Annotated in this window: 14 protein-coding genes; 7 read left to right on the forward strand and 7 right to left on the reverse strand. The window is 67.2% G+C overall.

What is annotated here, in order from left to right; translation table 11 throughout:
- Positions 1–2: 2 nt before the first annotated feature.
- Together QX204_RS31350 and QX204_RS31355 are read left to right on the forward strand one after the other, a co-directional pair.
- Positions 3–1,016 (forward strand): 3-oxoacyl-ACP synthase III family protein, encoded by a 1,014-nt coding sequence (locus QX204_RS31350; protein ID WP_301908171.1) that lies wholly within the window; start codon positions 3–5, stop codon positions 1,014–1,016.
- Positions 1,017–1,027: 11 nt separating this feature from the next.
- The gene (locus QX204_RS31355; RefSeq protein ID WP_301904067.1) at positions 1,028–2,041 is read left to right on the forward strand and encodes an aminotransferase class I/II-fold pyridoxal phosphate-dependent enzyme; all 1,014 of its coding nucleotides are present in this window, start codon (positions 1,028–1,030) and stop codon (positions 2,039–2,041) included.
- Between the two features lie 89 nt (positions 2,042–2,130).
- Here the strand turns inward: QX204_RS31355 and QX204_RS31360 are convergent, their stop codons facing one another.
- Positions 2,131–2,421 (reverse strand): hypothetical protein, encoded by a 291-nt coding sequence (locus QX204_RS31360; RefSeq protein ID WP_301904068.1) that lies wholly within the window; start codon positions 2,419–2,421, stop codon positions 2,131–2,133.
- 203 nt (positions 2,422–2,624) lie between these two features.
- Positions 2,625–2,855, reverse strand: a complete 231-nt coding sequence (locus QX204_RS31365; RefSeq protein WP_301904069.1) for a hypothetical protein — start codon at positions 2,853–2,855, stop codon at positions 2,625–2,627.
- Between QX204_RS31365 and QX204_RS31370 the strand changes: the two genes are divergently transcribed.
- The gene (locus tag QX204_RS31370) at positions 2,838–3,104 is read left to right on the forward strand and encodes a hypothetical protein (RefSeq protein ID WP_301904070.1); all 267 of its coding nucleotides are present in this window, start codon (positions 2,838–2,840) and stop codon (positions 3,102–3,104) included. The two genes, QX204_RS31365 and QX204_RS31370, sit on opposite strands and share 18 nt — an antisense overlap.
- A gap of 248 nt (positions 3,105–3,352) precedes the next feature.
- On the opposite strand, the gene QX204_RS31375 is transcribed toward QX204_RS31370, so the two are convergent.
- Positions 3,353–3,631, reverse strand: coding sequence for a hypothetical protein (locus QX204_RS31375; RefSeq protein ID WP_301904071.1), 279 nt, complete (start codon positions 3,629–3,631; stop codon positions 3,353–3,355).
- A 65-nt stretch (positions 3,632–3,696) separates the two neighbouring features.
- Between QX204_RS31375 and QX204_RS31380 the strand changes: the two genes are divergently transcribed.
- The gene (locus QX204_RS31380) at positions 3,697–3,981 is read left to right on the forward strand and encodes a hypothetical protein (RefSeq protein ID WP_301904072.1); all 285 of its coding nucleotides are present in this window, start codon (positions 3,697–3,699) and stop codon (positions 3,979–3,981) included.
- A 597-nt stretch (positions 3,982–4,578) separates the two neighbouring features.
- Here QX204_RS31380 and QX204_RS31385 read toward each other — a convergent pair.
- The gene (locus QX204_RS31385) at positions 4,579–4,986 is read right to left on the reverse strand and encodes an SdpI family protein (protein ID WP_301904073.1); all 408 of its coding nucleotides are present in this window, start codon (positions 4,984–4,986) and stop codon (positions 4,579–4,581) included.
- 202 nt (positions 4,987–5,188) lie between these two features.
- On the opposite strand from QX204_RS31385, the gene leuS reads away from it, so the two are divergent.
- Entirely contained in the window at positions 5,189–8,029 is a 2,841-nt protein-coding gene (gene leuS / locus QX204_RS31390) for a leucine--tRNA ligase (protein WP_301904074.1), read from the forward strand.
- Between the two features lie 70 nt (positions 8,030–8,099).
- Here the strand turns inward: leuS and QX204_RS31395 are convergent, their stop codons facing one another.
- Entirely contained in the window at positions 8,100–8,888 is a 789-nt protein-coding gene (locus QX204_RS31395) for a polysaccharide deacetylase family protein (protein ID WP_301908172.1), read from the reverse strand.
- Between the two features lie 173 nt (positions 8,889–9,061).
- On the reverse strand, positions 9,062–9,751 hold the full coding sequence (locus tag QX204_RS31400) for an SDR family oxidoreductase (protein WP_301904075.1): 690 nt from the start codon (positions 9,749–9,751) through the stop codon (positions 9,062–9,064).
- A gap of 85 nt (positions 9,752–9,836) precedes the next feature.
- Between QX204_RS31400 and QX204_RS31405 the strand changes: the two genes are divergently transcribed.
- Together QX204_RS31405 and QX204_RS31410 are read left to right on the forward strand one after the other, a co-directional pair.
- Positions 9,837–10,379, forward strand: coding sequence for a DUF6069 family protein (locus QX204_RS31405; protein WP_301904076.1), 543 nt, complete (start codon positions 9,837–9,839; stop codon positions 10,377–10,379).
- A 54-nt stretch (positions 10,380–10,433) separates the two neighbouring features.
- Positions 10,434–11,774 carry a glucosylglycerate hydrolase gene (locus QX204_RS31410; protein WP_301904077.1) on the forward strand — a complete coding sequence of 447 codons (1,341 nt, stop codon included), beginning with the start codon at positions 10,434–10,436 and terminating at the stop codon, positions 11,772–11,774.
- On the opposite strand, the gene QX204_RS31415 is transcribed toward QX204_RS31410, so the two are convergent.
- A complete protein-coding gene (locus QX204_RS31415; RefSeq protein ID WP_301904079.1) occupies positions 11,771–12,457 on the reverse strand; it encodes a pentapeptide repeat-containing protein in 687 nt (228 codons plus the stop codon). The genes QX204_RS31410 and QX204_RS31415 overlap by 4 nt on opposite strands.
- Positions 12,458–12,576: the final 119 nt, after the last annotated feature.

Raw genomic sequence — 12,576 nt, forward strand, 5'->3', positions numbered from 1 at the left:
ATATGCCGCAGGTGAGTCTGGTCGATGTCGCGAGCTATCTGCCCGGCGACCCCGTTCCGACCGACTACTTCACCCAGTTCTCACGTTCGGAGCGGATGGCGAAGAACGTGATGTTCCGTTCGCCGACCGGTCGCCATCACATCGGACGCGACGAAACCGCCGTCGACATGGCCGAGCAGGCTTTCGCCCAGCTGCGCGAACGCCACGGCGCCGATCTCGCCGCCGAGATCGACATCATCATCACCCACACCCAACTGCCCGATAATCCGGTGCTCGGCGCCGGGCCCGAACTGGCGCGCCGGCTCGGGGCGAAACCCTCGCAGGTGCTCGATGTGCACAACAGCGGGTGCGCGGCGTTCGTCCAGATGATGGCGATGGCCCGGATGATGATGGCGACCAGCGACGCCAAGACCGCGCTGATCGTCGCCGCGCAGAATTGCGCGGGTCCGGTGTTCACCCAGCCCGATATCCGGAAGCTGGCGCAGGCGCCGGTGCCGGGTGACGGTTGCGGAATCGGCCTTTTGCGCAAGGACGATTCGGGTCCGATTCTCGATATCGAAACCCGCACCTATCCCGAATTCGCCGGTGACATGGACTTTTCCACGAACGGCACGCGCAAGTACTGGGAACCGGGTGAGGGCCAGGGCTGCGTGAGTTTCTCCGAATCCAAGATCACCAAGGTGTTCGCGCGCGGCAATCGCTTGGTACCCGAGGTGGCGCTGGAGGTCTGCAAGCGGATCGGGGTGAAGAGCAGCGATATCGACACTTTCGTCACCAATCAGCCCAATCGGCTGTTCCTGCGCAACTGGCACGACGCACTGGAACTGCCCGCCGAACGTCATCCCGATACGTTCGATCAGTGCGGAAACCTTTTCGCCGCGGGCATTCCCGTGACTCTCGACGCGGAGAACCGGGCAGGCCGATTGCGTAACGGGTCTGTGGTGTTGCTGTCGGCGTTCGCGCACGCGGGTGACTTCGCCGGTGCGGCGGCTGTTCGCTGGGGCGCCGCGCGATGACTGTGCGGCTGGTGGAACCGACGACCCCCTCCCGTCGGTTCCACAACACTGCGACACCGACACTGTTCGACCTCGGTCTCAGCGAGAACCCCTTCCCGCCATTGCCTTCCGTGCTCTCGGCGGTGAATACCGCACTGACCCACGCCAACCGATATCCGGAGTTCCTTCCGGAAGAGCTGCCGCGGGTCATCGCCGATCACCTCGGCGTCTCACCCGACGACGTGGTGGTCGGCGCGGGGGCCACCGGTGTCGCGATGCAGGTGATGCGGACGCTCGGCAGCGGTGAACTGCTCACCAGTACCCCGACTTTCGACGGTTACCCGATCATGGCCGACATGGCCGGGATGACGCTGGTTCCGATCCCCCTCGACGTCCGCGGCAATCAGGACCTCACCGCCATGCGCCGCTCGGTGAACCGGCGCACCGCCCTGGTCGTACTGTGCCGCCCCCACAACCCCACCGGCACCGTGCTCGACGCGGCGGCCGTCCGATCCTTCCTCGCCGCGATTCCCCGCCGGGTGCCGGTCCTGCTCGACGAGGCATACGTCGAATTTCTCGACCCGACAGACCGGCTCGACATCCGCACCCTGCTGCACCGCCACCCGAATCTGCTGATCCTGCGCACCTTCTCCAAGGCGTACGGATTGGCCGGGCTGCGGATCGGCTACTGCGTGGGCCGCGGAAAGCTGATCGAGCGAATCCGGCACCAGCAGTTGCCCTTCGGCACGCCCACCGCGTCCGTCGCCGCGGTGCGCGCCGCCTACGCGGCAGGCCAGGAACTTCGCGACCGCGTCGACCGCATCAACGGCGAACGCGATCTCCTACGAATGACTCTGCTGGCCTGTGGAATCGATGTCCCTCACAGTCACGCGAACTTCCTCTACCTGCCCGGACCAGGCGTAGCCACCGCCCTGCGCCGGGCCGGAATCAAGGCAAAGGCTTACCCCGACGGCAGCGCCCGCATCGCGGTCGGTGACCCTGTCGCGGGCCGGGCAGTCCACGCCGCCCTCGTCGGCCTGCGGTAGTCAGTTCGACAACGGAACCCCGACCCGGTGCGCACCGGGTCACCACGACCGGGACCTGGACCCTCCACCAGGTCCCGGTCATCCGCGGTTCAACACCCGCCGCCGCCACCGCAACCGCCCCCGCCACCACACCCGCTCCCGCCACCGCAGCTTCCCCCACTGCCGCCGTCACCGCCGCCGCCGTCACCGGTCCCGGCGAACCAGGCACCGGCACTACCCGCGGCAAGCCATCCCGACCTGCGCGCCGTGGCTGCACCCCGCTTCGGCCGCAGCACGATCCTGGTGACGCCCACGATGAAGAACACCAGCGAGCCGACCAGGATCGCCGCCGTGAACATCCACCCGTTTGCCGCGGAGATCAGCCCGACAACCAGCAGCACCAGGGCCCCGGCAATGTATCCCCTGCTCCCCCTCAGGTCAGAACGTGTAGCAGCCATCGGAAACCTCCTGCGAATGTCGAAATCATGGTGCGACCGCGTATGTCTGGGCCGACCGTAAACGCTGGTCCTTGCAATTCGCTTTCAGCCGGCCTGCGCCGATGGCGCGCCACATCTACCCCTCGCCCCGGCGCGGCAACCGGTCCTCAGTCCCCGCCGCCACCACCGAAACCGCCGCCGTAGGTCTCGTTCAGCGAGTCCGCGTCGTCGATCCCGCGTCGACCGGCCTTGCCGCCGGAATCGATCCGCACACGTTGGTATTTCGACCGCAAGCGGCGCGAATTCCGAACACTCAGCACGCCACCGATCATCAGCAGGGTCACCGCGCAGCCGAGCAGGCCGAGGGCGACCAGCAGCGAATGGCTGGTGGCGATCACCCCGACCAGAGCTACCAGAATTCCCGCACCGTAGATCATCAAGATTGTCCGTTCAGATGTCAGCAGCTACTGCTGCCGCCGCCACAACTGCTGCTACTTCCCCCACCGCAACTGCTGCTGGATCCGGAGTCGCAGCTGCCGCTGCTGCTCGACCCGGAGTCGGTGCTCGCTGACCAGGCGCTGCCGCTGGACCAGCTGCTGTCAGGAGAACTCCAACTACTCGAGCCCGATCGCCTTGCCCGCGGGTGAGTACGCGCCCGCTGTAGATTCGCGGCCCGCTGCGCGCGCCTGGTCCTGTCGGCCGGGGTATCGGTCGCCCGAATGATCGCCCTGATGATCATCACCGGCGCTCCGATGAGCACTACGACAGATACCGCGACTACGACGATCGCGAACAGTGCGGCGATCACCTCGATGACGTTCACGGGACCCCCTGATTGGATCGGTATGTCGAGACCGACCGTAACCGCGCGTTCTTGCAATCCCCTTGTGGCCGACTAACAGGTCGACGAATCGTCACCGCTCGACGAATCGCCACGACCATCTCCACTCGACCACGCCGACTTTCGCCGACTCTTCGCCTGCCCCGACGCCGCACGCCGATGCGCCCGGCGAGCCGCGGCCGCGTCCCGTTCGTTTCTGGCTTCCGGTGTGGCACCGAGCATGACGAGCCCGACCAACACCAGCACGACCGTGGTCGCCAGCAGGACTGCTCCCGTACCACCCCCGAGCAGCAGCCCGACTACAGCGACGATGAACGCCAAGACAAAGACCATGGTTCCTCCCCGAGATGAGCGTCGCCGTCTACCGACGACACCGAATTGCCTACTGATCCGCCCCGATGAAATTCACTCAGCAGCTGCCGCCACCACAGCTACTGCTGCTACCGCCGCCACAGCTACTGCTCGACCCGGAATCGCAACTCCCCGACCAGCTGCTACTGCCGCTGTCGCTACTACTACTTCCGCCGCTGGACCAGCTCGTATCGGCCGAACTCCAACTGCTACTCGCCCCCGAGCTGTGTCCCCGTTGCCGATTCCGAGCCCGCGCCAGCTCCCGTGCCTGCCGATTCGCCGCGATCCGCGCGCGCCTTTCCGGTCGCCCCGCCGGATCGGAGACCTGCTGAACAATCGCCAGCACGGCCATGACCGGCACGGTCACGATTCCCACCACGCCGAACATCGCGACAAGAAACCCGAGAACAGCGGCGACGACATCGGTGATACTCATGGACCCCTCCTACCTGGACCGGCATGTAGGGGCGACCGTAACCGCGCGTCCTTGCAATCTCCTTGTGGCTCAACCACTGTCGAGGCCACGATCAGCGATCACTCGCCGCCGCCACCCCCACAGCCGCCGCCTCCGCAACTGCTGCCACCCCCACAGCCGCCCCCGCCATGTCCACCGCTACCGCTGTTTCCACTGCCGCCGTGATGCAGTCCGCCACCGTCACCGAACCAGCTGACCCCAGTCGTAGATGTCCCCGCAGCCCACCACCGCTTCGATTTCCGCGACCCGCCGGGATCACGAAAGGCGAGAAGGCCGCCGACCACGACGATGACCGCCGCGATCACGAGCACGACGATCCCCGTGATCGCCGAATAGCTGGTAGTGATCGCCCCGATCAACGCGAGAACGAGCCCAACCCCGACAACCTTCATGATTCCCCCGATCAAGGTCCTGCCTCCTGTTGTACCGGAGTGCGAGACCCGCCGCCAGGGGGTTAGTTCGCGGGGGCGCAGGTGTCGCGGATGGAGCAGCCGCCGCAGGAGGAGCCGCAGCCGCCTACCGGAGCGGGAGGCAGCAGGGGTTCGACTGTGCGGGCCGCGGCGTTGGCGCCCGCGCCGAGGGTGAAGACCGCGATCACTGCGACCAGCGCGGCGACGGCGAGGCCCGCGAAACCACCGGCTCCGAGGACGACGAGGCCGCCGGCGAACAGCAGGGCGCCCGCGCCGACGGAGGTGGGGGCGGCGATGCGGTTGGCGAGGCGGAAATTGTCGTCGCTGTGCAGCGCGGCTTCCGTCGTGACACCGAGGAAGCGGTTGCGGGGCAGTTTGCCGAGCAGTCCGAGCACGCCGGTCGCGATGGCGACCGCGGCCAGCGCGAACAACAGGAGAGCGACGACGACCATTCATGCAGGCTAGCGCACCCGTGGAGACCTGAAATAAGGACTCCCCGTCGAGGTGACCGGCCACACACCGCCGGTGCGCCCCTTCCGTGGCCGAACGGGACCGCGCGGCACGTTCTCGGCCCTTGGGAAATCGCCTGGCAGCCACGTTCTACGCTGTTAGACGATGTTTACCGGGGATCGGCGAGAACAAGAAGGCAGGACCGTGCAGGACACTCGTGCAACCGAGACTGACGTACCTCAGCACCGGTACAACGCCGAGCTGGCTGGGCGGATCGAACGCCGCTGGCAGCAGAACTGGACCGAGCGCGGCACCTTCCACGCGCCCAACCCGGTCGGCCCGCTCGCTGGGGAGACGCCGCCGGACAAGCTGTTCATCCAGGACATGTTCCCGTTCCCCTCGGGCGCGGGCCTGCACGTGGGTCACCCGCTCGGCTATATCGCCACCGATGTGTTCGGCCGCTACCACCGCATGCGCGGCCGCAACGTGCTGCACGCGCTCGGTTACGACGCCTTCGGCCTGCCCGCCGAGCAGTACGCCGTGCAGACCGGCGCGCACCCGCGGGTGACCACCGAGGCCAATATCGCCACGATGCAGCGTCAGCTGGACCGACTGGGCCTCGGCCACGACCCTCGGCGTTCGTTCGCCACCACCGACCCCGAGTACTACCGGTGGACGCAGTGGATCTTCCTGCGCATCTACAACGCCTGGTACGACCAGGAAGCCGGTCGGGCACGGCCGATCGCGGAGCTGGAAGAGCAGTTCGCCACGGGTGCGCGACCGGTTCCCGACGGTGACTGGAACACCATGTCGGCCACCGAGCGCGGCGCGCTGATCGACTCGTATCGCCTTGTGTACCAGTCCGATTCGATCGTCAACTGGTGCCCGGGGCTGGGCACGGTGCTGTCGAACGAAGAGGTCACCACCGATGGGCGCAGTGAGCGCGGGAACTTCCCCGTGTTCCGTAAGCGCATGTGGCAGTGGATGATGCGCATTACCGCCTACTCCGATCGTTTGGTCGACGATCTGGACACGCTGGACTGGCCCGACAACGTGAAGTCCATGCAGCGCAACTGGATCGGGCGCTCGCGTGGCGCACAGGTGCGGTTCGACGCCGATGGCGAGACCATCGAGGTGTTCACCACCCGACCCGACACCCTGTTCGGCGCGACGTATGTGGTGCTGGCCCCCGAGCACGAGCTGGTCGACAAGCTGACCGCCGGAGCCTGGCCCGCCGACACCGACGCCCGCTGGACCAACGACAGCGCCACCCCCGCGGAAGCCGTTGCCGCGTACCGCAAGTCGATCGCGGCGAAGTCGGATCTGGAACGTCAGGAGAACAAGGAGAAGACCGGCGTCTTCCTCGGCTCCTACGCCACCAACCCGGCCGACGGCACACAGGTGCCGATCTTCATCGCCGACTACGTGCTGAGCGGCTACGGCACCGGCGCCATCATGGCGGTGCCGGGCCACGACGGGCGCGACTGGGATTTCGCGACCGCACTCGGCCTGCCGATCATCGAGGTGATCGCGGGCGGCGACGTGAGCGAAGCCGTCTACTCCGGTGACGGCGAACTGGTAAATTCCGGCTTCCTGAACGGACTTCGGGTCGACGAAGCCAAGGCGACCATGATCGGCCACCTCGAAGCCGAGGGCCACGGCACCGGCACCGTCCAGTACAAGCTGCGCGACTGGCTGTTCGCCCGTCAGCGGTACTGGGGCGAGCCGTTCCCGATCGTCTACGACGCCGACGGGGTGGCCCACGCGCTGCCGGAATCCATGCTGCCCGTGGAGCTTCCGGAGATGGAAGACTTCGCGCCGGTCACCTTCGACGCCGACGACGCGAACTCCGAGCCGTCCCCGCCGCTGGCCAAGGCCACCGATTGGGTGAATGTCGAGCTGGACCTGGGCGACGGGCCCAAGCAGTACCGCCGCGATACCAATGTCATGCCCAACTGGGCCGGATCGTCGTGGTACCAGCTGCGCTACGCCGACCCGACCAACGCCGAGACGTTCTGCGCCGAGGAGAACGAGAAGTACTGGCTCGGCCCGCGCACGGCCGAGCACGGCCCGAACGACCCGGGCGGCGTCGACCTGTACGTGGGCGGTGTGGAGCACGCGGTGCTGCACCTGCTCTACGCGCGGTTCTGGCAGAAAGTGCTCTTCGACCTGGGCGATGTGTCGGGCAGCGAGCCCTACCGCCGCCTGTACAACCAGGGCTACGTGCAGGGTTACGCGTACACCGACGAGCGTGGCGCATACGTGCCGGCCGCCGAGGTCGTCGAGCGTGACGCGAAGTTCTTCTGGACCGGGGCCGACGGCGTCGAGATCGAGGTGGCCCAGGAGTACGGCAAGATCGGCAAGTCGCTGAAGAACGCCATCTCGCCCGACGAGATGTGCGACCTCTACGGCGCCGATACTTTCCGCTTCTACGAGATGTCGATGGGTCCGCTGGATACCTCGCGCCCGTGGGCGACCAAGGACGTCGTCGGCGCGCACCGCTTCCTGCAGCGGGTGTGGCGCCTGGTGGTCGACGAGGAAACCGGCACGGTGAAGGCCACCGACGCCGCGCCCTCGGACGAGACCCTGCGCCTGGTGCACCGCACCATCGCCGGCGTCGACGACGACCTGGCCGCGCTGCGCGACAACACCGCGGGCGCCAAGCTGATCGAGCTGACCAACCACCTCACCAAGAACTACCCCACCGGCGCCCCCCGCGCCGCCGTGGAACCCCTGGTGCTGATGCTCGCCCCGCTGGCTCCCCACATCGCCGAGGAACTGTGGGAACGCCTGGGCCACAACGCGTCCCTGGCCCACGGCCCCTTTCCCGCGGCCGACCCGGCACTGCTGGTCGCCGACTCGGTGGAATACCCGATCCAGGTGAAGGGCAAGGTACGCAGCCGAATCCAGGTCCCCGCCGATGCCGATGCGGCGGCGATCGAAGCCGCCGCCCTGGCCGACGAGAAGGTCATCGCCCTGCTCGAAGGTCAAGCGCCGCGCAAGATCATCGTGGTGCCGGGCAAGATGGTCAACATCGTCCCCTGACCTGCGATAGCACCTACGGCGAAGCCCCGGAACGATCCCTGACGAGAGTCACATCGCCGGGGCTCTTCCGTCAGGCCTGTACCTGGAGCACATCATTCAGCGTGACCAGGGCCAGGTTGCGTTCCCTGATGATGTCGACCAGCTGGCCGTAGCAATGGGTCACCGGGGGGAAATTGGCGTGACCGATGATGATGGTCTGGGCGGCGAAATACTTGTGGGCGCATTCGATCAGGTACTCCTCGGTGATGAGGCCTGAGTCGGAGAGCGAGCCGTACCACATGGTGGGGACGGTGTAGCCGAGATCGGCGGCCACCTTGTCGACGGTGGCGTTGTGATATCCGAACGGCGGGCGATAGTACGGCGTGCCATCGACGCCGAAGTTGTTGCGCAGGAACGTTTTCGTGCGGCTCAGCTGGTCGGCCACCTCGGTGGTGCCGATTTTGGTGAGGGCGGCGTGGTCCCAGGTGTGGTTGCCGAGTTGGATCTGACCCGATTCCACCAGCGGGCGCAGTGCGTCGCGGTGGATGGTCCAGGATTCGTAGTAGCCGGTGACGAAGAAGGTGAAGCGGGCGCCGGTGTCCTTCGCCCATTTCACGTAGGCGCCGACGACTTCGGGACTGGCGCCGTCATCCACGGTCAGCGCCATGGAACGGCCCTGACCAGGGAGCGCGGTGATGGGCTTCGGGGGAATGATCGACTTCGGGCCGCCCGGCGGGGGTGGGAGCACGGGCTTGACGGGGGTCGGAGCCGGCGGCGGCGTAGGGATCTCGCCCGCGGAACCCGCCTCGACGGTCTCGCCCTCGGCGGTCGCACAACCGGTCAGCGCCACAGCGGTACCCGCAGCCAACATCGCCAGCATTCGACGTCTATCCACTTACGAAACCCCTACTCGAGTCATTTTGCGGCCGGCGCCGCGGGACGATACCTACCGAATCCATCGAACGTCTGAACCAGCGGATACCTCTGTGCGAATTCCAGCGCCGACCCCGCCTTCGCAGCTATCGGCGACCCTACCGAATCGCGCGAATTCGGTCAGCGCGGACGCAGCACGATCTCGGTGGGATGTCCGTCGCGCGGTGTATCGAGAGCGGTTCGCACGGCACCGGCCACCGTCTCGGCGGTGAGGAATTCCTCCGGCCGGTACTCGCGGCCCTCGTCGGCGACGATCGCGCGCTGCATATCGGTGTCGATGCGGCCGGGGAACAGCGAGGTCACGCGCAGCGCGGGCTCCTCCTGGCGCAGCGCGTCGGCGAAGGCGCGCAGCCCGAATTTGCTCGCCGCATAGGAACCCCAGCCGGGATGCGCGCGCAGCCCGGCTCCCGAATTGATCAACACCACATGCCCGTTCGCGGCGCGCAGCGCGGGCAGCAACACCCTCGTCAGCTCGACGACGGCGATCAGATTGACCTCGAGAGTTTCACGCCACTGCTCGACCGACGACTCGGCGACCGTCCCGAGGTCCGCGATTCCCGCGTTGTGCACGAGGACATCGAGCCGCGAGATCCGCTCGGCGGCCGCCGACACCGCGGGGTAATCGGTGAGCGCGACCGGCCAGCCCGTCGCGTCGGGCAGTTCGGTGAGAATCGGCTTCAGCGCGTCGGCCGAGCGGGCGCCGAGAAGTAGCTCGTGGGTGGGCGAGAGCTCGCGGGCGATCGCGGCACCGAGTCCACGGCTCGCGCCGGTGATGAGAGCGGTCTGGGCGGGAGTATTGGTCACCGTCATACATCCCACGCTAGCGGGCACAGATATCTCGACGCCCTGGCCGTTTCCCCCAGCGCAGGACAGCACCGGCTAGTACCGTCGGACTATGACCGATCCCCGGTACAACTACGGACCAGCGGACCCGCAGTACCCCCAGCACCAGGGCCAGCCTCAGTACGGCCAGGGCCAGCCCCCCTATCCTCAGGGCGAGCCGGAGCCCAAGGTCAATGTGGGCAAGCTGTGGGCAGGCGGTATCGGCACGGCCGTCGTTGCCGCCCTGCTGGTGGTCGTCGCGATCATGCTGATCCGCGGCGTGCTCGGCATCGCGATCCTCTCGCCGGAAGGCGCGGGCGCGTACGGCACCGTCTCCACCACCTCCTACGCCATCGCCGCCGCGGCCGCCGCGCTGCTGGCCACGGCCCTGCTGATGGTGTTGTTGCTCGCCATGCCGAGCCCGCTCACGTTCTTCACCTGGATCTGTCTGCTCCTCACCGCCGTCGCGGTGATCCTGCCGTTCACGTTGGCCGCCGATCTGGACGCCAAGATCGCGACCGCGGCGATCAACCTGGTGGTGGGGCTGTGTATCACCACCATGCTCAGCTCGGTCGGATCGGCCGCCCAGAACACGCCGCGTCAAGCCGGGTACTGATCGTCACAGTGTCGCCGAGATGCCATAGGGCCTGCTCCGCCGCAGAATAGACAGATGACCGACCCAGGTTTCACCTCGACGCAGCTCGCGGCCCGCGCCGCCTACCTCCTGCGCGGCAACGACCTGGGCACGATGACCAGCGCCGCGCCCCGCCTCTACCCACACATGTGGAGCTGGGACGCGGCGTTCGTCGCGGTTGGGCTGGCGCCGTTGAGCGTGGAGCGGGCCGTGGTCGAACTCGACACGCTGCTGTCGGCGCAGTGGAAGAACGGGATGATCCCGCACATCGTCTTCGCCAACGGTGTGGACGGGTACTTCCCCGGGCCCGCACGGTGGGAATGTCGCAAGCTCGCGACGAACGCGCCCGACGGCCCCGACACCTCCGGCATCACGCAGCCGCCGGTGCACGCCATCGCCGTGCAGCGCATCCTCGACCATTCCCGCAGGCACGGCCGCTCCACCCGGGCCGTGGCCGAGGAATTCCTGAACCGCCGCTGGCCGGATCTGGTGCGCTGGCACCGCTGGCTCGCGCACGCCCGCGACCCCAAGGAAACCGGGCGGATCACGCTGTACCACGGCTGGGAATCCGGCATGGACAACTCCCCGCGATGGGACCGCGCCTACGCCAATGTTGTTCCGGGCAAGGACCTTCCGCCGTATCGGCGCGCGGACACCTCGATCGTCTCCGACCCGACTCAGCGACCCAGTGACCGCGAATACGACCGCTACCTGTGGCTGGTCGAGCAGATGCGGCGCGCGAACTACGACGATTTCCAGCTCACCTCGGTGATGAGTTTCGCCGTGGAGGACGTGTTCGTCTCCGCGATCTTCGCGCTGGCCTGCGAGGTGCTGGCCGATATCGGCGAGGAGTACAAGCAGCCGCACGCCGACGTCCGCGAACTGCACGGCTGGGCCGAGCGTTTCCGCAAGGGCGTGGTCGCCACCACCGACGAACGAACCGGCGCGGCAAGGGATTACGATTCCCGCTTGCAGCGCTGGATCAGCACCGAGACCCTCGCCATGTTCGCGCCGCTGATCTCGGGCGGCCTGTCCCGCCACGCCGAGCGGGCCCTCCTCAACACCTTCGAGGGCCCTCGCTTCTGCGGGCACCCCGACCTGCGTTACGCGCTGCCCCCATCGACCTCCCCCGTCTCCAAGGACTTCCGTCCCCGCGAATACTGGCGTGGCCCGGTCTGGCCGGTCATGAGCTGGCTGTTCTCCTGGGCCTTCGCCCGCCGAGGCTGGGCCGAACGCTCCTACATGCTTCGAGCCGAAGGTCTGCGCCAGGCCAGCGACGGCAGCTTCGCCGAGTACTACGAGCCCTACACCGGCGCTCCGCTGGGCAGTATGCAGCAATCCTGGACTGCCGCTTCGGTTCTCGACTGGTTGGGTTAGTTCTCCCCGACAGCGGTCTGCCATTCGACGGTGATGCCGAGTTCGCGCGCCAGGGTTGACGCCAGACCTTCCGGATCACCGCCGGTGATGGTGGCGCCGCGCAGCGCGGTGATGCCGTAGATGCCGGTGAGGTCGCAGTCCTCGAAGCGCAGGTTCTGCTGGATGCGCGCGCCGGTGAATCGTGCGCCGACGAGATTGCAGCGCTCGAAGCGGACGTTGCGGAACTCGATGCTCTGGAAGTCGGCCTGACGAAGGTCGCAGTCGCGAAAAACTACTGTGCGCATGCGAGATTGGGCGAACGACGACAGATCGGCGCGGGTGGAGTCGATCAGTACGTCGCGGAGAACGCCCGCGGTCCAGGACAATCCGGTGAGGCGACCGTGCTCGATCAGGGACTCGATCAGCGAGGAGTCGTCGGCCTGCACGTTGGCCAGGTCGCAGACCCGCAGGGTGGATTCGGCGATGGTGCTGTGGCGCAGGGTGCTCGGAAAGCGCACGCTGTCGAACAGGCAGGCCTCGACGCTCATGCCGGAAACGTGGCTCTCGGCGAAATCCGCGTCGCGATATTCGACGTCGGTGACGGTCAGTTCGTCGGCGGGGTCATCGCCCGGCGAGACCGCGGGTCGCAGCGCCCCCGGCTTCGCCACCGCCGGTTCGAACCGCACCTCACGCTTGCGCGCCATGCCCACCACTTCCCTGTCAGCCGATGTCCGCACCAAGATACGGGCACGGGCCGACAGGCATTGCGTAACTATTCACAGACACCCACCAACACCGCTGGTCACACGCGAAACAAGCCACT

Origin of the sequence: Nocardia sp. PE-7, assembly GCF_030486425.1 — a bacterium.
Classification (GTDB): Bacteria; Actinomycetota; Actinomycetes; order Mycobacteriales; family Mycobacteriaceae; genus Nocardia; species Nocardia salmonicida_A.

What these genes read in the sequence shown, in the direction of transcription:
- QX204_RS31350 (WP_301908171.1), top strand. Translation starts at nt 3, where the DNA reads ATGCCGCAGGTGAGTCTGGTCGATGTCGCGAGCTATCTGCCCGGCGAC.
- QX204_RS31370 (WP_301904070.1), top strand. Translation starts at nt 2,838, where the DNA reads ATGGCTGGTGGCGATCACCCCGACCAGAGCTACCAGAATTCCCGCACC.
- QX204_RS31375 (WP_301904071.1), bottom strand. Translation starts at nt 3,631, where the DNA reads ATGGTCTTTGTCTTGGCGTTCATCGTCGCTGTAGTCGGGCTGCTGCTC.
- QX204_RS31380 (WP_301904072.1), top strand. Translation starts at nt 3,697, where the DNA reads ATGAAATTCACTCAGCAGCTGCCGCCACCACAGCTACTGCTGCTACCG.
- QX204_RS31385 (WP_301904073.1), bottom strand. Translation starts at nt 4,986, where the DNA reads ATGGTCGTCGTCGCTCTCCTGTTGTTCGCGCTGGCCGCGGTCGCCATC.
- QX204_RS31395 (WP_301908172.1), bottom strand. Translation starts at nt 8,888, where the DNA reads ATGCTGGCGATGTTGGCTGCGGGTACCGCTGTGGCGCTGACCGGTTGT.
- QX204_RS31400 (WP_301904075.1), bottom strand. Translation starts at nt 9,751, where the DNA reads ATGACGGTGACCAATACTCCCGCCCAGACCGCTCTCATCACCGGCGCG.
- QX204_RS31405 (WP_301904076.1), top strand. Translation starts at nt 9,837, where the DNA reads ATGACCGATCCCCGGTACAACTACGGACCAGCGGACCCGCAGTACCCC.
- QX204_RS31410 (WP_301904077.1), top strand. Translation starts at nt 10,434, where the DNA reads ATGACCGACCCAGGTTTCACCTCGACGCAGCTCGCGGCCCGCGCCGCC.
- QX204_RS31415 (WP_301904079.1), bottom strand. Translation starts at nt 12,457, where the DNA reads ATGGCGCGCAAGCGTGAGGTGCGGTTCGAACCGGCGGTGGCGAAGCCG.